Raw genomic sequence first — 20,268 nt, forward strand, 5'->3', positions numbered from 1 at the left:
CAGACTGGTTTAAGTTCTGTTCAACTTTTGTCGAAGAAAGGGGCGCCTTGTGCCTGGCGCGGCTGCAGCAGATGATCGACGAGGTGCCGAGCGACTACCGGCAGCGTTTCGTAGTGACGCATGCCGATCACGATCTCCCTGCGTGCCCAGTCGTCGGCCAGCGGTATCAGACGCAGGCGCAGGTCGCGCAGGTCCCGATACAGCGTACGCTGGGGCAGCACGCCGATACCCATGCCGTGGTGGATCATGCGGCAGATGGCATCGAAGCTGCGTACCTGGATGCGCATGCGCAGGGTGCGACCGGCCTGATTGGCTTGCTCATGCAGCAGCGACTGCAGCGAGGTGTCCTGCTGCAGCCCGACGAAGTCGTGCTCGGTGGCCTCGTGCAGGAACAGCTGTTCGCGCTGAGAGAGAGGATGATCCTCGGGTGTCACCAGCACCAACTGGTCGTGCCGGTAGGGGCGAACCTCGAGGCCGTCGGCTGCTACGTGTCCGGCGAAGATGCCCACATCGGCGATGCCATCCTGCACGGCGCTGATCGCCTCGGCACTGTTGCGCTCCTGAAGGTCGAGCTTGATCTGAGGGTATTCACGCGAGAAGGCGCTCAGGTCCTGGGGCAGGAAGGCAATGATTGCCGAGGTGTTGGAGTGGATGCGCACATGGCCCCGAACCCCTTCGCCGTATTCGCTGAGCTCCGCTTCGAGGCGGGCGACGTCCTCGAGGATGCGGCGCGCGTGGTGCAGGAAGGCCTGACCGGCGGGGGTGAGCTCGACGCCGCGAGAGCGGCGATAGAGCAGTTCGCTGCCGACCATGGCTTCGAGATCGCTGACCCGCTTGCTCACGGCGGCCAGGGCCATGTGCTCGCGCTGTGCGGCTGCCGTCAGCTGCCCCTCATCGGCAATGGCGACGAACAGACGAAGGGTGACGAAATCGAAGCGGCGCATGGCAAGGCTCCAGGTGCAATATGAGTCATCCTACCCCTGGTTTCGTGTCAAGCGAAACCAGAGTTACCCATTCTCTAATTGTAGGAGCGGTTGCGCTGGCACATCCTCACTGGAATTCACAGGGTTCTGCCAGGAGGCACTTCATGCCCAGCCCCGCGTCTCGCCAGCTCCCACTTGCCGGTCTCAAGGTTCTCGAGCTCGGCCAGCTGATCGCCGGTCCCTTCGCCACCAAACTGCTGGGCGAGTTCGGCGCCGACGTGATCAAGATCGAGCCGCCGGGCACGGGCGACCCCCTTCGCAAGTGGCGAATCATCGAGGAAGGCACCTCGCTATGGTGGCATGTTCAGAGCCGCACCAAGCGCTCCATGACGCTGGACTTGCGCAGCGAGGAGGGGCAGACCATGGTGCGTCGGTTGGCAGCCGAGGCCGACGTGGTGGTGGAAAACTTCCGCCCCGGCACGCTCGAGGGCTGGGGGCTCGGCTACGAGGCGCTAGCCGAGCACAATCCGGGGCTGATCATGGTGCACGTCTCTGGCTTCGGCCAGAGCGGCCCTTACCGCGACAAGCCCGGCTTCGGGGTGATCGGCGAGGCCATGGGCGGGCTGCGCTACCTCACCGGCCAGCCCGGCGAGCCCTCAGTTCGGGTCGGTGTGAGCATCGGCGATTCTCTGTCGGCCCTCTATGCGGTGATCGGCACGCTGCTGGCGCTGCAGGAGCGCGCTCGCAGCGGCCTGGGCCAGGAGATCGACGTGGCGCTGTACGAGTCCGTGTTCGCCATGATGGAGAGTCTGCTGCCCGAATACGACGCCACCGGCGAGGTGCGCGAGCCCAGCGGCAGCGCTCTTCCGGGGATTACCCCCTCCAATGCCTACCGTACCCGCCACGGCGACTTCGTATTGATCGCCGGCAACGGCGACAGCATCTTCAAGCGGCTGATGGGTGTGATCGGTCGCCGGGACCTGGCCGAAGATCCCGGGCTGGCCCACAACGACGGCCGGGCCCGGCGCGCCGAGGAGATCGATGCCGCCATCGAGGCGTGGACCTGTCAGCGCGACCGCGACGCCATCCTGGCCGCCCTGGATGACGCCCGGGTGCCCTGCGGCTACCCCTATACCGCTGCCGATATCGCCAGCGACCCGCACTATCTGGCGCGGGAGATGATCCAGACCATCACCCGTCCCAACGGCAAGCCGCTCAAGGTGCCCGGCGTGCTGCCGCGGCTCAGTGCCACCCCCGGGCGTCTGGGCAATGGCGGCCCGGCCCTGGGTCAGCACACCGACGAGGTGCTCGACGAGCTGGGCATCGACAGCGAGACCCGCGCCAAACTGCGCGCTGCGGGCATCATCTGACCCCTCGACCGACACGGGACCTATCATGACCCAATTGCAGATCAACGAGGTGGCGCCCCGCGACGGCTTCCAGATCGAGGCCACCTTCGTGCCCACCGCGGACAAGATCCGCCTGATCGATGCGCTCTCCGCCACCGGGCTGGCGCGCATCGAGGCTACCTCCTTCGTCTCGCCCAAGGCGATTCCCAACCTGCGTGACGCGGCTGAGGTGGTGAGCGGTATCCAGCGCCGAGACGGCGTGGGCATCACCGTATTGGTGCCCAACCTGCGGGGGCTGGAGCGGGCGCTCGATTGCCGGGTGGATGAAGTCAATCTGGTGATGTCGGCAAGCGACTCCCATGGCCTGGCCAACCTGCGCATGACCCCAGAGCAGTCCCTCGAACAATTCGCCGCCATCGTCAAGGTGCTGCGTGGTGACTCCCGTGGCCGCAACGTATTCGTCAACGCCTCGCTCTCCACCAGCTTCGGCTGCCCATTCGAGGGTGAGGTGCCTGAGGCACGTGTGCTCGAATTGGTGGAGCGCCAGCTGGCGCTGGGAGTACAGGGAGTGACGCTGTGCGACACCACCGGCATGGCCAACCCGGCCCAGGTGGCACGACTCTGCGAGGCGGCGCAGGCGCGCTTCCCCGACGTTCCCTTCACACTGCACTTCCACAATACCCGTGGCATGGGGCTGGCCAATGCCCTGGCCGCCTGGCAGGCGGGTATCGTCCGCTTCGATGCCTCCCTCGGCGGGCTGGGTGGCTGTCCCTATGCTCCCGGCGCGACCGGTAACGTGTGCACCGAGGACCTGGTGCACATGTTCGAGCAGATGGGCGTCTCCACCGGCGTCGACCTGGACGCGCTGCTGGCGGCCTCCGCCCTGCTGCCGGGGCTGGTGGGTCACGATACCCCCGGACAGGTGGTGAAGGCCGGCAAGTCGGATCGGCGCTATTCAATGCCGGCCCGCTGATACCGGCGCCATGCCGGCCCGCTGAAATGTACGCCCAAGTTTTACCGTGACAGGAGACCAACAACAATGACGGCACCATCCACGCCCCTCAACCTGGCCCAGCAGCTGATTCGCGACCATCTCGTCGAAGGCGAGATGACGCCGGGCAGCGAGATCGCCCTGCGCATCGATCAGGCTCTGCTGCAGGACGTGCTCGGCACCTTGGTGATGCTCGAGCTCGAAGCCATGGGGCTAGATCGGGTGAAGACCGAGCCCAGCGTGCAGTACATCGATCACGGCCTGGTCCAGGCAGACAACCTCAACGCCGAGACCTACTTGTTCCTCAAGAGTGCCTGCGAGCGCTTCGGCGTGTGGTACTCCGGGCCGGGCAACGGCATCAGCCATCCGGTGCATATGGAACACTTCGGCATTCCCGGCCAGTCCATCGTCGGTTGCGACAGCCACACCACCGCGGCCGGCTCGCTGGGCATGCTGGCCATCGGGGCCGGCGGCATCGAAGTCGCCATGGCCATGGCCGGCGAGCCGCTCTACCTGACCATGCCCGAGATCTGGGGCATCCGCTTGGAGGGTAGTTTGCCCGACTGGGTCTCGGCCAAGGATGCGGTTCTCGAGTTGCTGCGGCGTCATGGGGTGGCCGGAGGCAAGAACACCATCATCGAGTACTACGGCCCGGGCCTGGCGAATCTCTCCGCCATGGACCGCCACGTACTGGCCAACATGGGTACCGAGATGGGGGCTACCGCCACGGTCTTTCCCTGCGACGAGGAGACTCGGCGCTTCCTCGCGTCCCGCGGCCGCGAGGCGGACTGGAAGCCGCTGGCGGCCGAGCCCGGCTGCACCTACGACCGCGAAGAGGTGCTCGACCTGTCATCTCTCGAGCCGTTGATCGCGTTACCCTCCAGCCCCGACAAGGTGGTGCCGGTGCGCGAGGTGGTCGGTGAGCCGCTGCATCAGGCATACATCGGCTCCTCGGGCAATCCCGGTTATCGCGACTTTGCGGTGGTGGCCGGGATGGTCCGCGGGCGCACCGTGGCCGATGGTGTCTCGCTGGACATCAATCCATCCTCACGCCAGGTGCTGTCCACGCTGATCCGTGACGGCTATCTCGCCGATCTGGTAGCCAGCGGGGCGCGGCTGCACCAGACCGGCTGCAACGGCTGTATCGGCATGGGCCAGGCCCCGGCGGTAGGGCGCAACAGCCTGCGTACCGTCCCGCGCAACTTTCCGGGACGCTCTGGCACCCGTGAGGACAGCGTTTTCCTGTGCAGCCCGGAGACCGCAACCGCCTCGGCGTTGGCCGGCACCATCGCCGACCCGCGCAGCCTCGATATGCCCTATCCTCGCATCGCCGAGCCCGCGCAGATGGTGGTCAACCGCGATGTGTTCGTGCCGCCGCTGCCGCTTGCCGAGGCACGTCTCAAGCCGCTGCAGAAAACCGACAACACCCCGGCTCTGCCTGAACTCACCGTACTGCCCGATACTCTTGAGATTCCGGTACTGCTGGTAACTGGCGATAACATCTCCACTGACGACATCATGCCGGCGGGGCAGCGGGTCATGCCCTACTGGAGCAGCGTCTACGCCTCGGCGCCGTTCACCTTCGAGGCAGTGGACGCGGACTATGCCCGGCGTGCCGAAGCGACACGAGAGTTCGGTGGCCACGCCATCGTGGCCGGCCACAACTACGGCCAGGGCTCGAGTCGCGAGAACGCCGCGCTGGTGCCGCGTTATCTGGGTTTGCAGGTAGTGCTGGCCAAGAGCTTCGCGCGCATTCACTGGCAGAATCTGATCTGCTTCGGCGCCTTGCCGCTCACCTTCGTGGATGAGCGCGATGGCGGGCGGCTGGAGCAGGGCGACAGCCTGGTGATACGCGACCTGCACGCCCAGCTTGCCGCCGGGGCCGAACTCACCGCTGAGGTGGTGGGCAAGGGCACACTACGCCTGCACCACGGTCTGACGCCGCGTCAGCGTGAGCTGCTCGCCAGCGGTGGGGTCATCAATCATATTCGTCGCGTCAAGGGCGCCTCGGCGGAAGCGGTAGACGCATCGTGATCGAAAGGATTGGTATACCGAAGGGGCGCGTTGGCTGGGCCCTTGAATGTTCCCGGTGGGCCATGTTTCGTTGCAGTCACAACCTCGATCGTCGCGGTGTTCAAAGAGATAGGCCAATAACGAATAATCGATTATTTCCTGTTGACAGATTTTTACCGCTTGACTAGGCTGGAGCTTGCATGAGATTGGTATACCAGATGTTCTCTGGTAGCCAGCCGAATCGAGATGAGGTCGACCCCCATGAGCGCCTTGAGCAGCGACTTCTCGAGCACAGGTACCACACATGCCGATACCTCGGGTATCGGTTCCCTGGGCCAGCTCAAGCAGGAACTGATCAAGGACTACAATGAGGTCAACCATCGCATCTTCGGTATCGGTGTGGTGCGCCAAAAGGTGGACATCCAGGGCGACAGGATTCTCGTCATCGCCCTGCACAAGCGGGTACCGGCGCTTGGCTACCTCAACGGGCTCAACAGCAACGTGAGCGAGCTGGCCGACCACTATCTCATCAAAGGATTCAAGCACGAGTTCAAGCAGCTGCTGGTAGCGAAGTACGGCTTCGAAGTCCTGTCCATCTTCAAGGACTACGACGCCGAGGCCGAGCTTTCTGCCACGGTGGTAGTACTGAAGAAGGATGTGCGCGACTACCTCTGACGCTCATGGCGTCGGGCCTGGTCCGCAACTCCGCAAGCAAGACTGACTGGTGATGTGAACTCGCCCCGAGAAGGCGAGTGCTCGAGACCGTCAGCGCAGTTTGAGGCATTACGCCTCTCGCTGTGCTGGCGGTCTTTTTTTATGGCTGAAGCGAGGAGAACAACGATGGCCAAGGTAGCGGATATCGTCAATGCGATGAGTGTGATCACGGGCGGCAGGACGGTGTCGTCCATGGACGAGGTAAAGAGCGGCAATCACCCCTTCGTGATCATGAAATCGTCGGGCATCTACGGCAAGGAGGTGCTGGAGATTCCGGGGCTGATCTACGGCGACCCGAACAAGGAGGTGAAGAAGGTCGCCGTGTGCATGACCATGACGGAGCTGGTGATCGAGCTGGCCGGGGCCACCGGGGTGGATGCCGTGGTGGCGCATCACCCCATCGCCGACGCCGCCAGCTGTGGCGGGGTGACGCTGAAGAACTATCTCGACCTCTACGACGTAGCGGGGCTGGAGTGCCATGAGGCATTCCACGGTCTGCACCCCGGCATTCCCTTCCTGCATGGGCACAAGGTGGAGAAGGGCAGCATCTCCTACGGTGGCGTTCATGGCAACATCATGTTCGTGGGGCGTGCGCTGCCGGGCATTAACACCCTGGGCGACATTCTCGATCGACTGGATGGCTTCATGGCACTGGACCAGGACCGTGCCCTGCTGGCGGAGGAGCGCCTGGTACGCGGCATCAAGGAGATTCGCGAGACCAGCGTCGAGACCCGGGGCTTCATCCATCTGGGCGAGCGGGATAGCCCGGTCGAGCACATCCTGCACATCTTTCCGCACACCGGCTTCTCGCCGGAGAACCTGCGCCAGGCGGTGGCCGAAAACCCCGGGGTGGACACCGTGCTGGCCTCGATCAGCCGCGTCTACGCCGGCCATGCGTTGATCGAGACGGCCCGGGAGCTGGGCCTCAACTTCCTGGTCGGCAACTGTCACGTCATGGAGATCCTCGAGAACGGCCTGCCCCTGGCCTACGCCCTGGACGAGCTGCTCGAAGGCGTGGAAGTGGTGCTGTTCCGCGATCGGGTCACCTCCACGCCGGTGCGTCGGGTGGGCAACGAGGCGATGCAGGCCTATGCGCGGGAGATGTCGGCGAGCCACCTGCTGGGCAAGCATGCGTTGAGCGAGACATGACGGCACCACTTGCCGTTATGCTCTCCCCAAGCGCCCATTCAATAACAGTCCGTTCAATAACAGTCCATTCAATAACGGTCCATTCAATAACAACAGAGGCACTGTCATGAAAACCACCGTGACTACCCCTGAAGACTCCAGCCCGGACAAGAAGGAGCTCGGGCTACCGGCCAACAAGCGGGCGTGGAAACGCATCGAAGTGGTCGGCATCGTGCTGCTGTGCATCTGCCTGTTGATGCTGCTGCTCTCACCCACCAGCCTCTCGGGGCTGTTCAACGCGATCCTCAACTCCGTGCGACCGGTAGTGGTGGACGTCTTCCTTACCGGCGTGGTCGGCACGGCCATCATCGTCAGCGTGATCATCGGCCGGCTGCTGGAGCGACTGGGCTTCACCGATGCGCTAGTGCGCATCTTCGTGCCCGCCATGAAGCTGCTGGGTGTCAACCCGGCGGTGATCATCCCCAGCGTCTACAACATCTTCGGCGACATCAACGCGGCGGGTAAGATCTCCGGCCCGATCCTCAAGAAGGCGGGGGCCACTAAGGACGAGCAGAAGCTGGCCGTGGCCACCATGGTGCAGTCGCAGCAGTCGTTCTCCACCTTCATGCTGGGGCTGATGGCGCTGACCTTTGCCGGGGTGAACGTCTTTGCCGTGGTGCTGCTGGCGGTGTTCCTGCCGCTGGTGATCGTGCCGCTGATTCTCTCCAAGGTGCTCTACCGTGACGTCAAGCGGGTCGAGATCGGCCACCTGCCGACCTTCACTCCCGAGCGCGACTTCATGCCCACGCTGTTCAGCGCCGCACGGGAAGGCGTGGAGCTGCTGCTGCTGATCCTGATTCCTGCCGTGGCGCTGGTCTTCGCGGTGATCGGCGTGCTCGACTACATCGGCGTATGGGCACCGATCGAGGCGGGCCTGGGCAAGGTCATGCTGCTGTTCAACATCCATCCAGAAACCGGCGTGCTGTCGGTGCTGGTGAGCCCGACCCTGGCCATGGGGCAGCTGCAGAACATTGCCGCCGATCTCGACCCCTCGCTGGTGGTAGGGTCGTTCGTGTTGGCTTCCTCCGGCCTGCCGCTCTCCGCCGTGTTCGGCCAGGTGCCGGTGGTGTGGGCGGAGAGCTCCGATCTCACCGAGCGCGAGGCCATGGGCGCCGCGGTGCTGGGCATCGTCATGCGCCTGGGTACCGCCTTCCTGATTGCCTTCTTCGTAACGCCGCTGGTGGTGTAAGACATATTACCCGGTGCCACTGCCTGTCCGGCAGTGGCACCGATCTCTTTTTATTATTCATATCGTTCGAGTCGAATATATCGCAAATTATTCTTCGATTATTTGGTGTTTAGGTGGAATATATTTAGAGCGTTAATGGCTTTTGCGGGTTTTTCCTCGGAATCGACAACACAATCATAGAAACGGACAAGTCCGCTCCTCTCCAGTTGCATAGGGTTAATAGGAGGACTGTCGCTCTGACTCATGAGCGGTGGTATTTCCATAAGCAACAATAAAGATGGAGCTTCGACATGTCCTTCAAGATGACAAAAACCGCAGTCGCCGTAAGCGCGGCTCTTCTCACGCTTTCCGCAGGAAGCGCTCTGGCCTCGGAGCCCAGCCTGGGCGATGGCCCCATCCGCATCGTGATGCCCTATGGCGCCGGCGGCAGCACCGACATCACGGCCCGCATCATCGCCGCCAATGCCGCGGAGCACTGCGGCAGCCGGATCGATGTGGTCAGCATGCCCGGGGCAGGCGGCATGGAAGGGTTGCAGTTCGTGGCCGATGCCGAGCCCAACGGCCATACCATCCTCATGGCGGACTACTCTGCCACCATTACCCAGACGCTGACCGAGGACACTCCCTGGGAGGTAGAGGACTGGGTGCCCGTCGTGCACCTGACCGACTGGAAACCCACCGTCTACGCCAAGGCCGACCACGCCATCCAGTCCATCGAGGATTGGATCGAGCTGGCCGAGGCCGAGCCCAACAGCCTGGTGTTCGGTCACGCGGATCCGCTCAGCCTGGTGCACCTGCCGCTGGTACTGCTCGAGCTGGAAACCGGCATCCAGAACGTCCACCTGCCGACCACCGGTGGCGGTGAGACTCGCACCATGATCCTGGGCGGGCATATCGACCTGGGCATGACGCTGCCGCCTTCCATCGTCTCCAACGTCAACAATGGCGAAGTTACCGCCATCGGCGTCTTTGCCGATGAGCGCTCCGACGTGCTGCCGGACGTGCCCACCTTCAAGGAAGCCGGCTACGACGTGTCGTTCGAAGCGCCGCTGCTGGTCTACACCTTCTCCTCGGTGCCGGAGTCGATCCAGCAGGAACTCTCCGAGTGCATCATGACGGGGCTTGAAAGCGATACTGCCCAGGCCATGGGGCGTCAGGCCTCGGCAGGACTGGAAAACGTCCAGGGACTCGAGAGCGCTCAGGCCGTCTATCGCGACACCACCGAGCGCGTCAGGGAAGTGCTCGCTGCCATCGGCGAAGGCTGAACCTTACAGGTTGACGCTCCATGGACGGGGCCGGCTTGCCGGCCCCGTCGTGGCGTCGTGATCGTTCCAGCCTCGTGGGAGAGTGCGGATGTTGGATATCGTCATCGAGGCCAGTGCACTGGCCTTCCACCCCTATGTGTTGATGTACGTTTTCCTGGGAGTGCTGCTGGGTATCACCCTGGGGGCGATCCCGGGCTTGTCGGGTGACATGGCGATTGCCCTGTTGTTGCCCTTCGTGTTCTTTCTCGAACCCGCACTGGCCATGGGCCTGCTGGTGGGTATCTACAAGGGCGGGCTGTTCGGTGGCTCAATTGCCGCCATTTCCTTCGGTGTGCCAGGTACGCCCGGTGCCGCGGCGACCAGCATCGACGGTTACCAGGCCAAGCTCAAGGGCAATCCGAGCAAGGCCTTGCACACGGCTCTCTACTCCTCCGTCATCGGCGATACCACCAGCGACCTGGTACTGATCTTCATCGCCGTACCGCTGGCGGCGGTGGCGCTGACCTTCGGGCCCATCGAGTTCTTTGCCCTCTATGCCTTCTCGCTGATTCTGATCGCTGCCCTGAGCCAGGGCATGGTGGCCAAGGGCCTGGCGGTGGCCGCCATTGGCGTGCTGCTGGCGATGATCGGCCGCGACCCCATTACCGGGGCCTCTCGTCTCACCTTCGGCATGCCCGGGTTGTCCGGGGGGCTGAGCCTGATTCCGGTGCTGATCGGCATCTTCGCCATCTCGGAGGTGGTGTTCCAGGGCGCCAAGCTGTGGCGGAGGAAGGTCGACAAGCTGATGGACGACGTGGCCGAGCAGGCCAGCCTGCTGCAGGGCTATGACATCAGCAAGGACAGGCTGACCTGGGCCGAATTCAAGTCGACCCTCAAGGCCACCTATATCGGGGCCGCAGTGGGCACCTTCATCGGCGCGCTGCCGGGGGCGGGGCAGTCGCTGGCGGCCTTCATGAGCTACGGCCTGGCCCAGCGCTTCTCGCGCCGCTCCGAGGAGTTCGGCAAGGGTTCGCTGGAGGGCATCGCCAGCGCCGAGTCCGGCAACAGTGCGACCTGCGGCTCCACCTTCATTCCGCTGTTCGCCTTCGGCATTCCCGGCAGCGCCACCGCGGCGCTATTCGGCGCGGCGTTCATCCTGATGGGCATGACGCCGGGGCCGAGCCTGCTCACCGACCACACGGCGATCATCTATGCGCTGTTCTTCACGCTGATCTTCGCCAATCTGGTGAACCTGCTGCTGGGCAAGATCCTGCTGCCCTATTACTCGCGCATCGCCATGATTCAACCCGGCTACATGATCCCGGCTGTCTTCATCCTGGCGATCGTCGGCACCTTCGCGGCGAACAATTCGGTGATGGACGTGTGGGTGCTGCTGTTCGCCGGTTTGCTCGGTGTGACGCTGAGGCTGATGAGTTTCCCGCTGGCGCCGCTGGTACTCGGCTTCATCATCGGACCTGGGGCCGAGCGGGCACTGCGCCAGTCGATGATCATGGGCGGAGGCGACTGGTGGGTGCTGATCAAGAGTCCCATCGCCATTGGCTTCTACATCGCCGCCTTTGCGCTGATCATGCTATTCACCTTCGCCCTGAGGGCCAGGAAATGAATGAGGGCCGGGAAATGAACCGCACGATGGTGAAAGAGCTGCTTTCGGCAGCCCTGATGCTGACGTTGGGCATCGCTGGCTTGTTACATATCCAGTACGGTGCCTGGCGACCCGCACCGCTGGTGCCTTCCTACATCATGCCGCAGACGGCGTACTACTTCCTGCTCGCTGCCGGCGTCTGGGTGCTGGCCGCCCTGGGCTTGTTCGCCCTGAAAGGCCGGCTCAGCGCGCTGGAGCGGCCCGGTGCCGAGAACCAGGATCTGGTAGGTGTCGGGGTCGCCGTGGCCTTGATGCTCGGCGGCGCCGTGGTCTACTTCTGGCTGGTGCTCAACGTGGGGCTGGTGGTCGCTACCGTGGCGTTCAATGGCGTGCTGGTGGCCATGCTGGCGCCCAACGCCAGTTACAAGAGCCTGCTGATCGTCCCGCTGCTGGTGGGAGCGGCGGTATGGCTGCTGTTCGTCAGGATGATCGGCGTCACCTTGCCTACGCCTCTGCTGTTCTGACCGGGCTGCATGGCGGGTCAAGGGGCAAGCGAACCATGACCGGCCGGTGTCCACCGGCCGGTCATATGTGGGGCGGCCGTCAGCGATAGGCGTCCTGATACTGCTTGCGCAACTCGTTCTTCTGCACCTTGCCCATGGTGTTGCGCGGCAGGGTATCGACGAAGAACACCCGCTTGGGCTGCTTGTATTTCGCCAGTCGTCCTTCGAGATGGTCGAGCACCTGGCGTTCCCCCAGCGTGACGCCCGGCTGCGACACCACCACGGCAGTGACGCCCTCGCCGAAGTCCGGGTGGGGCAGGCCGATCACCGCCGATTCCACCACGCCTTCCAGCTCGTCGATCACCTGCTCGACCTCCTTGGGATAGACGTTGTAGCCGCCCGAGATCACCAGGTCCTTGTCGCGGCCGACGATGTGCACGTAGCCCTGTTCGTCGGCCATGGCCAGGTCGCCGGTGATGAAGAATCCGTCCTCCAGCAGCTCCTCGCGGGTCTTCTCGGGCATGCGCCAGTAGCCGATGAAGACGTTGGGGCCGCGAATCTCGAGCATACCGATCTCGCCCTGGGGCACCGGCGCATGGGTCTCGCGGTCGGTGATGCGGTACTCCACCCCCGGCAGCGGCATGCCCACGGTGCCGGCGCGGCGCTCTCCGTCGTAGGGGTTGGAGATGTTCATGTTGGTCTCGGTCATGCCGTAACGTTCGAGGATGGCGTGTCCCGTCTTGGCCTCGAACGCCTGGTGGGTCTCGGCGGTGAGCGGCGCCGAGCCGGAGACGAACAGGCGCATGTTGGCGGTCGCTTCCGGGGTGAGGCGCTCATCGGCCACCAGGCGGGTGTAGAAGGTGGGCACGCCCATCATGACGCTGCCGTGGGGCATCTCCTCGAAGATCACGTCGGCATCGAACTTGGGCAGGAACAGCATGCTCGAGCCCGCCATCAGGGTCACGTTGCAGCCGACGAACAGGCCATGGGTATGGAAGATGGGCAGGGCATGGATCAGTCGGTCCGCGGCGGTGAAGCGCCAGGCTTCCACCAGGGTGGCAGCGTTGGAGCCGAGGTTGCGGTGGGTCAGCATGGCGCCTTTGGAGCGACCGGTGGTGCCCGAGGTGTAGAGAATGGCGGCAAGGTCGTCGTGCTCGCGCGGTTCGATGCCGGTGTACGCTTCGGCACGCTCGGCCAGCGCCAGCAGGCTGCCGTCGGCATCGGTGCCGAGGGTCTCCACCGCGGGGCAGCCGGTCTCGCCGGCCACCGTGCGCGCCTCGGTGAGGGCGGCGGGGCGGCAGACGAACAGCGCCGGTTCGGCGTCGTCGAGGAAGTAGCGGATCTCATCGGCGGTATAGCCGGTGTTGAGCGGCAGATAAACGCCGCCCATGCGCAGGCAGGCGAGGTAGAGCAGGATCGCCTCTGGGCTCTTGTCGACCTGCACCGCAACGCGGTCGCCGGGGGCCACGCCCAGCGCTTTCAACGCACCGGCCAGGCGGGCGCTGGCGTCCAGAGCATCGCGGTAGGAGTAGCGCCGACCTTCACGGGTGGTGATGAAGTCGGCGTCGCTACGGTCGCGCATGCGGGCGGCGAAAGTTTCGAAGAGGTTGTGACTCATTTGGCAGGCTCTCCTTTGGCCATTTTCCGGGCGCGGCGATTGAGATCGCGAACTGCATTGGAACATACCACCGTGGCGTTGGCGGTGTAGTTCTCGTGGTTGCGCTCGATGTCGTCGAGTACGTAGAGATAATTGACCATCAGTCCGCCAGCCTGCTTCAAGCCCTTGGGTGAGATGTCGCCGAGCCAGTTGATGCGATGCAGCTCGGCGCCGTTGCCGAGGTGGAAGCGGGCCACCGGGTTGAGCGGCAGGCCGCGAGCGTTCTTCTCCTCGACCAGATAGCGGGCGGCAAGCGGCTTGACCACCGCCGCGAGGCGCTCGCTGTGAGCCGGGTCGAGATGCCAGTCGGGGGCGTCCAGCTCGTGCAGCAGCTGGCGCAGCTCGTCGGGCAAGATCTCGTCATCGCGGCGCTCATTGAGCCAGGCGGCAAAGCCCGGCACCGGCGAGAGCGTGACGAAGTGCTTGAGCTGGGGCAGCTCCAGTTTCAGCTCCTGGACCACCTGTTTGATCAGAAAGTTGCCGAAGGAGATGCCGCGCAGGCCGGTCTGGCAGTTGCTGATGCCGAAGAAGGCGGCAGCATCGGCGGCCTCGGGGTCGTCGATGTCGCGCTCACCGCTGGGTTCTCCCGAGAGGATGGGCTGGATGCGGTCGGGCAGGCCCCGGCATAGCGCCACTTCGACGAAGATCAGCGGCTCGTCGCCGATGGCGGGGTGGAAGAAGGCGAAGCAGCGGCGGTCGCGGGCGTCGAGGCGGCGGCGCAGGTCGTCCCAGTCGCGAATCTCGTGCACCGCCTCGTAGCGAATGATCTTCTCCAGAATAGAGGCCGGCGTGTTCCAGTCGATGCGCTTGAGCACCAGGAAACCGCGGTTGAACCAGGAGCCGAACAGGTGGGCGAAGTCGGCATCGATGGCGGCGAGCTCCTGCTTGTCGCCGCTCCACTCGTGCAGCAAAGCCAGCAAGCCCTCGCGCATGCGTACCAGCTCGTAGGTGCCGTTGGTGGCCAGGTTGAGGCGCCGGAACAGCTCCTGGCGGCGCGGTTCGCAGGCATCGAACAGGGCCTGCAGGCGGGAGTTGTCGCGCTGCTCGCGGTAGGCCTCGTAGGCTTGGTCGATGCGCGCCGGGTCGGCGGCGAACTCGCTGGAAAGCCCCTCGAAGAAGCGGGTGCGCTCCTCCCGCGTCAGGCGGTTGTACATGGAGAGCGCGCGACTGGCCAGGCTGATGCTCGAGGCCTCGCCGTCGCTCTCCAGCAGCGCCCGGCAGGCGGCGAGCACCTGGCCGTGGTCGGGAATACCGGCCTCGCCCTGGCGCCGCCACAGCCGCGCGTCGCGCTGGGTGATGCTGTTGAACAGCTCCTGCAGGAAGGTCATGTTCATGTCGGCTCTCCGTCAGCCCATGATCAGGTTGGGCAGCCACAGGGCGATGCCCGGGAAGAAGCACAGCAGGACGATGCCGAGCACCATGCACAGGGCGTACGGCAGACTGCCCAGCAGAATGTTGCGCAGCGAGATGTCTGGTGCGATGCCCTTGATGATGAACAGGTTCAGGCCCACCGGTGGGGTGATCAGGCCGATCTCCAGGTTGATGGTCAGGATCACCGCGAACCAGTAGGGATCGAAATCGGCGGCCAGGATGATCGGCAGCAGGATCGGCGCGGTCATCACGATCACCGCCACCGGCGGCAGGAAGAAACCGGCGACGAGCAGGAACAGGTTGATGATGCCCATCAGCACCCAGCGATTCACTTCCATGTTGGCGATGGCGGCGGCCACGGTCTGGGTGATGAACATCGAGGAGAGGGCATAAGCGAACACTTCGGCGGTAGCGATGACCAGCATGATCATCACGCTCTCGCGCAGAGAGTCGCGCATGATCAGCTTGACCGGCTTGACCTGCCACATGCGATAGATCACCACCGCTAGCGCCACGCACAGGAAGGCGCCGACACCGGCCGCCTCGGAGGGCGTGGCCACACCGCCGTAGAGGGCGAACAGGATGCCGGCAATCACCAGCATGAAGGGCACTACACGCACCAGCGCCTTGAGGTTGGTGTCGACGTTGGCCTTGATGTTCTGCTTCACCTGGGCTGCGGCCTTGGCCATGGGGTTGGCGTAACCGCCGGCCAGGCGGCAGGCGATCATGGTCCAGATCATGAACAGACCGGCCAGCATCAGCCCGGGCAGTACCCCCGCCATGAACAGGCGGCCAATGGAGGTCTCGGTGGAGATGCCGTAGATGATCATGGTCACCGAGGGCGGGATCAGTATGCCGAGCGTGCCACCGGCGGCGATGCAGCCCGCGGCCACACCGTCGGGATAGCCGCGGGTGCGCATCTCGGGAATGCCCATCTTGCCGATGGCGGCACAGGTGGCCGGCGACGAGCCGGAGAGCGCCGAGAAGATGGTGCAGGCGCCGATGTTGGAAACGGCGAGCCCACCCGGCAGACGGCCCATCCACAGGTCCAGCGAGCGGTAGAGGTCGCGGCCGGTAGGCGAGGAAGCCACGGCGGCGCCCATCAGGATGAACATGGGGATGGCGACGAAGCCGAATTCGGCGATGCGGTCGAAGAAGGTCTCGCCGAAGTAGATCAGCTCCGGCAGACCGCGGTCGTACATCAGCGCCAGCAGCGACACGCCGCCCAGGGCGAAGGCGATGGGTGTGCCGATGGCCATCAACACGATGAGCGCGATGGCGACGATGATGCCCATGGTGATCGGATCCATGTTCACACCTCCCCGCGCAGGATTTCGGCGACGTACTGCAGCGTGAGCAGGCTGGTGCCCACCGCCATCGGCATCAGTCCCGGCCACAGCCGCGGGTTCCACACGGTGCCGGTGCGCCAGTTGTACTGGTAGGCCTCGATCACGTAGACCCAGGAGGCATAGGCCAGCGCCGCGCAGAAGGCCAGACCGATCAGCGCGGCTACCAGGCGCATGATCTTGCGTGCCGTGCCACCCAGGGCGTCGGGCAGAATGGTGATGGCCACGTGGCCGCCGGTCATCAGCACGTAGGGGCTACCCATCAGCATGGCGCCGGTAACGGAGAACACCGTGAACTCGGTCTGCCAACTGGTGCTCATGCCGAGCACGTAACGAATGAAGACCATCTGACAGATCACCACCACGCCGGCGATGAACAGCACGGCCGCCAGGTAGGCGCTGGCGCGTGACAGGGTGTCCATCAGGCGGATATAGCCGCCGATGACACCGGATCGTTGAGCAAGGGATTGAGAGTGGGCCATGGCCGTGTAGTCCTCCCGGGGTTCGAAACGGGGGCCACCCGTGGCGGGTGGCCCGACTCACTGGGAAGAGCTGGGCCTCAATCGACGGCGAGGGCCGCGTCGATGATGGCCTGGCCATTGGGTACGTTTTCGGCAAAGTTCTTGTAGGAGGTCTCACGGGCGATCTCGATCCAGGCGTTGTAGTCCTCCTCGCTCATGCGCACCACCTCGATGCCGTTCTGCTCGTAGACCTCGACCATCTTGGCGTCGATGGCCGCGGCCTCGGCGGCGAAGAACTCCTCGGCGGCCTTGCCGGCTTCCATCAGCGCGGCTTGCTGCTCCTCGTTGAGGCGCTGCCACACCTGCTCCGAGATGAGAATCGGCTCGTACATGAACCACAGCGCGAAATCGCCCGGTTCGGTCAGGCACTCCACCTGTTCGTAGAGGCGGAAGGAGATGAACGACATCGACGAGGTGTTGGCGGCATCCAGCACGCCGGTCTGCATGGCGGTATAAACCTCGGAAGAGGGCATCGAGGCGATGGAGGCGCCTGCCGCCTGCAGCATCTGCTCGAAGGCCGGGCCGGCGGCGCGGATGTTCTGGCCGCGCACGGTGTCGGGGGCGGTGATGCACTGCTCGCTGGAGGCGAAGCCGCCGGCGAGCCAGCTGTCGGCCAGCACTCGGGCACCGTTGTCCATGATCACCTGTTTGATCATGTCCATGTACTCGGACTCGTTGAGGCGCGCGGCGTGTTCGTGGTTGCGCACCAGGCCCGGCATCAGGGTGGCGGAAAACTCCGGATGGCGGCCGCTGGCGTAATCCAGCGGCAGCAGGGTCAGATCCAGGCGGCCGCGTACCAGCGCGCCCCACTGCTCGTTGGCACGGAACAGCGACTGACCGGGGTAGACCTGAATCTCGAGCCCCACATCGGCTTCTGCCACTTGGCGGGCCATCAGCTGCACCATCTCGTCGCGGACATCACCTTGACCACCGGGGAACTGGTGCGAGGCGCGCAGTACGGTGTTGGCGGCAGCGGCACTGCTGAAGGCGAGGGCCAGGCCGAGCGTCGCGGCCAGGGTAGCTAGGGTGTGGCGTTGCATTGGGCGTCTCCTTGGGATTGTTGTTGTACTGAAGTGTCGTTTTTATATCCATCAGGCGTGCTGATGTATACTTCAATAGACGTTGTATATACTCGTGTCAAATCCGTTACAGTAAAAAGACCCGCTCTTGAATGCCGCGACCGAGGAGGTGGCCATGACCAGCACCAAGCGCTCCAATGCACAGCGCCTGCGCGACTCGCTGGAGAACGACATCATCAACGGTCGCCGGCTGCCCGGCGAAAGGCTGGACCCGGAGGCGTTGGGCCGGGAGTTCAATGTTTCCCGTACCCCGATACGTGAAGCGATCCAGCAACTCGTCGCCAGCGGGCTGGTGACGGTCTCGCCCAAGAAGGGCACCTTCGTGGCCAAGGTGGGCATCGATCAGCTGATCGAGATGTTCGAGGTGATGGCGGAGCTGGAGGCCATGTGCGGGCGCCTGGCGGCGCGGCGCATCAGCGATGCCGAGCTCGCCGAGCTGCGTGATGCACTTGAGCGCTGCGAGGCGGCCGCTCGGGCCGGAGACACCGACGAGTACTACTACGAGAACGAGGCCTTCCACGACTGCATCTACCGGGCCAGCCACAACACCTTTCTGCTCGGTGAGGCGCGCCAGCTAAAGCAGCGGCTCAAGCCTTATCGTCGCTTGCAGTTGAAGGTTCGCCAGCGCATGCACAGCTCGCTGCGCGAGCATCGGGACGTGGTGGCAGCCATCGAAGCGGGCGACCCGGCGGCAGCGGAACATGCCCTGCGCGATCACGTGCTGATCCAGGGCGAGCGCTTCAGCGACTTCGTGGCCAGCATTCGCGAGTTCGAGCGACCGGTTTCCGCTACCGGCTAGCCGCTCGTAACGAGTCGCTCGTGACCAGTCCCTTATAAGGGGGGGCAACGGCGCTCGATTTTCGCCGCCCCCGCGCCTACAGTGAGCGGCATGAAGACTGCTGGAGTTACCATGTTTCCCCCGTTCACTCTGCGTTATGCCCGCCTGCCGGAACGCTTCTACGCCCACTTCGAGCCGGTGCCCGTGCGTGAGCCGCACCTGGTGGCCTTCAATCGGCCGCTGGCCGAGGCGCTGGGCTTCGACCTCGCTGCCTTCGATGCCGAAGAGGCGGCGGTATGGTTCTCCGGCAACGTGGTGCCCCACGGCGCCGAGCCGCTGGCCCAGGCCTATGCTGGGCATCAGTTCGGCGGCTTCGTGCCGCAGCTGGGCGATGGCCGTGCGGTGCTGCTGGGCGAGGTGACCGACCGCGACGGTCGGCTGCGCGACATCCAGCTCAAGGGAGCGGGGCGCACCCCGTTCTCCCGCGGCGGCGATGGCCGGGCGCCTCTGGGGCCGGTGTTGCGCGAGTATCTGGTCAGCGAGGCGATGCACGCCATGGGCATCCCCACTACCCGGGCGCTGGCCGCGGTGACCACCGGCGAGCGGGTCATGCGCGGCATTCCGGAGCCCGGGGCCATTCTCACCCGGGTCGCCTCCAGTCATATCCGCGTCGGCACCTTCCAGTACTTCGCCGCCCGCGGCGATATCGACGGCGTACGCGAGCTGGCCGGGCACGTCATCGAGCGTCACTATCCGGCGCTTGAGTCACGCCAGGACGGCGAGCGCTATCTGGGCCTGCTGGAAGCGGTACAGGCGCGCCAGGCGGCGCTGATCGCCAAGTGGATGGGCGTGGGCTTCATTCATGGCGTGATGAACACCGACAACACCTCGATTTCCGGCGAGACCATCGACTTCGGCCCCTGCGCCTTCATGGAGCAGTACGACCCGAAGATGGTGTTCAGCTCCATCGACGAGGGCGGGCGCTACGCCTACTCCAACCAGCCGTGGATCGCCCAGTGGAACCTGGCGCGGCTGGCCGAGACCTTGCTGCCGCTGATCGATGACGACAGCGAGCGCGCGGTGGAGCGGGCCACCGAGCTGTTGCAGCGCTTCCCGGAGCAGTACGAACGGGAGTGGCTGGCGGTCATGCGTGCCAAGCTCGGCCTGACCAGCGAGAAGCCCGGCGACAAGGCGCTGATCGAGTCGCTGTTGGCGGCCATGCACCGTGGCCGTGCCGACTTCACCCTGACTTTCCGTCGGCTGGCGGACGTTGCCGAGAGCGCTGCGGCGGAAGCCTCGCTGGTCGAGCTGTTCGAACGCCCCGAGGAGATTGCCGGCTGGCTGGAGGAGTGGCGCGAGCGTCTTGCTCAGGAAGAGCCGGGCGAGAGCGAACGGGCGCAGCGCATGCGTTTGGCCAACCCGGCCTTCATCCCGCGCAACCACCGCGTGCAGCAGGCGTTGACCGCGGCCATGGACGAAAACGACTACGGCCCCTTCGAGACCCTGCTCGATATCATCACCCACCCGTTCGACGACCAGCCCGGGCGCGAGGAGTACATGCGGCCGGCCGAGCCCACCGAGCGGGTATTCCGTACCTTCTGCGGGACTTGAGTCGGCACCTTATTCGACCTCTCGGCGGTCTGTGATGACGGTATGTAGCGTATGCGCCAGGGCCCCTGCCGCCGAGCCCTCGGCTTCGCCCTGGCGCATGACTAGATACCAGTTCAGGTAGAGCCCCTGTTCGGTCAGTGGCTGTGGTTGTAACTTCGTAAACTGACGGAAAGACGACGAAGGAGGGC

General features: G+C 64.6%; 17 protein-coding genes. 11 read left to right on the forward strand and 6 right to left on the reverse strand.

The genetic code is table 11. From position 1 onward, the window contains the following. Positions 1 to 20: 20 nt before the first annotated feature. Positions 21 to 944, reverse strand: coding sequence for a LysR substrate-binding domain-containing protein (locus HOP59_RS14215; protein WP_234254386.1), 924 nt, complete (start codon positions 942 to 944; stop codon positions 21 to 23). Positions 945 to 1,087: 143 nt separating this feature from the next. Here HOP59_RS14215 and HOP59_RS14220 point away from each other — a divergent pair, with 143 nt between their 5' ends. The 9 genes from HOP59_RS14220 (at position 1,088) to HOP59_RS14260 (ending at position 11,738) form a co-directional block, all read left to right on the forward strand. Then, positions 1,088 to 2,293, forward strand: coding sequence for a CaiB/BaiF CoA transferase family protein (locus HOP59_RS14220; RefSeq protein WP_234254387.1), 1,206 nt, complete (start codon positions 1,088 to 1,090; stop codon positions 2,291 to 2,293). Positions 2,294 to 2,318: 25 nt separating this feature from the next. After that, positions 2,319 to 3,245: a hydroxymethylglutaryl-CoA lyase gene (locus tag HOP59_RS14225; RefSeq protein WP_234254388.1), complete on the forward strand. Its 927-nt coding sequence runs from the start codon at positions 2,319 to 2,321 to the stop codon at positions 3,243 to 3,245. A gap of 66 nt (positions 3,246 to 3,311) precedes the next feature. Continuing rightward, entirely contained in the window at positions 3,312 to 5,297 is a 1,986-nt protein-coding gene (locus tag HOP59_RS14230; RefSeq protein ID WP_234254389.1) for an aconitate hydratase, read from the forward strand. Between the two features lie 240 nt (positions 5,298 to 5,537). After that, entirely contained in the window at positions 5,538 to 5,951 is a 414-nt protein-coding gene (locus tag HOP59_RS14235) for a Na-translocating system protein MpsC family protein (protein ID WP_234254390.1), read from the forward strand. Between the two features lie 165 nt (positions 5,952 to 6,116). Continuing rightward, positions 6,117 to 7,139, forward strand: coding sequence for a Nif3-like dinuclear metal center hexameric protein (locus tag HOP59_RS14240; RefSeq protein ID WP_234254391.1), 1,023 nt, complete (start codon positions 6,117 to 6,119; stop codon positions 7,137 to 7,139). Positions 7,140 to 7,245: 106 nt separating this feature from the next. Next, a complete protein-coding gene (locus HOP59_RS14245; RefSeq protein ID WP_234254392.1) occupies positions 7,246 to 8,367 on the forward strand; it encodes a hypothetical protein in 1,122 nt (373 codons plus the stop codon). A 290-nt stretch (positions 8,368 to 8,657) separates the two neighbouring features. After that, complete coding sequence (locus tag HOP59_RS14250) at positions 8,658 to 9,632, forward strand: Bug family tripartite tricarboxylate transporter substrate binding protein (protein WP_234254393.1); 975 nt, start codon at positions 8,658 to 8,660, stop codon at positions 9,630 to 9,632. 88 nt (positions 9,633 to 9,720) lie between these two features. Further along, positions 9,721 to 11,235, forward strand: coding sequence for a tripartite tricarboxylate transporter permease (locus HOP59_RS14255; protein WP_234254394.1), 1,515 nt, complete (start codon positions 9,721 to 9,723; stop codon positions 11,233 to 11,235). A 14-nt stretch (positions 11,236 to 11,249) separates the two neighbouring features. Continuing rightward, positions 11,250 to 11,738 (forward strand): tripartite tricarboxylate transporter TctB family protein, encoded by a 489-nt coding sequence (locus HOP59_RS14260; protein ID WP_234254395.1) that lies wholly within the window; start codon positions 11,250 to 11,252, stop codon positions 11,736 to 11,738. Between the two features lie 79 nt (positions 11,739 to 11,817). Here the strand turns inward: HOP59_RS14260 and HOP59_RS14265 are convergent, their stop codons facing one another. From HOP59_RS14265 to dctP, 5 genes are all read right to left on the reverse strand, one after another. Next, a complete protein-coding gene (locus tag HOP59_RS14265) occupies positions 11,818 to 13,335 on the reverse strand; it encodes a malonate--CoA ligase (RefSeq protein ID WP_234254396.1) in 1,518 nt (505 codons plus the stop codon). After that, positions 13,332 to 14,708, reverse strand: a complete 1,377-nt coding sequence (locus tag HOP59_RS14270; protein WP_234254397.1) for a malonyl-CoA decarboxylase — start codon at positions 14,706 to 14,708, stop codon at positions 13,332 to 13,334. Before HOP59_RS14270 ends, HOP59_RS14265 begins: the two co-directional genes overlap by 4 nt. A 12-nt stretch (positions 14,709 to 14,720) precedes the next feature. Next, a complete protein-coding gene (locus HOP59_RS14275; RefSeq protein ID WP_234254398.1) occupies positions 14,721 to 16,055 on the reverse strand; it encodes a TRAP transporter large permease in 1,335 nt (444 codons plus the stop codon). Between the two features lie 2 nt (positions 16,056 to 16,057). Continuing rightward, positions 16,058 to 16,573: a TRAP transporter small permease subunit gene (locus tag HOP59_RS14280; RefSeq protein WP_010626831.1), complete on the reverse strand. Its 516-nt coding sequence runs from the start codon at positions 16,571 to 16,573 to the stop codon at positions 16,058 to 16,060. 77 nt (positions 16,574 to 16,650) lie between these two features. Then, positions 16,651 to 17,652 carry a TRAP transporter substrate-binding protein DctP gene (gene dctP, locus HOP59_RS14285; protein ID WP_010626832.1) on the reverse strand — a complete coding sequence of 334 codons (1,002 nt, stop codon included), beginning with the start codon at positions 17,650 to 17,652 and terminating at the stop codon, positions 16,651 to 16,653. A gap of 154 nt (positions 17,653 to 17,806) precedes the next feature. Between dctP and HOP59_RS14290 the strand changes: the two genes are divergently transcribed. Together HOP59_RS14290 and HOP59_RS14295 are read left to right on the forward strand one after the other, a co-directional pair. Further along, positions 17,807 to 18,490: a GntR family transcriptional regulator gene (locus HOP59_RS14290; protein ID WP_026037922.1), complete on the forward strand. Its 684-nt coding sequence runs from the start codon at positions 17,807 to 17,809 to the stop codon at positions 18,488 to 18,490. Positions 18,491 to 18,601: 111 nt separating this feature from the next. After that, positions 18,602 to 20,080, forward strand: a complete 1,479-nt coding sequence (locus tag HOP59_RS14295) for a protein adenylyltransferase SelO (protein WP_234254399.1) — start codon at positions 18,602 to 18,604, stop codon at positions 20,078 to 20,080. The last annotated feature ends 188 nt before the right edge of the window (positions 20,081 to 20,268 follow it).

It is taken from the genome of Billgrantia aerodenitrificans, from assembly GCF_021404405.1.
Lineage (GTDB): Bacteria > Pseudomonadota > Gammaproteobacteria > Pseudomonadales > Halomonadaceae > Halomonas > Halomonas aerodenitrificans.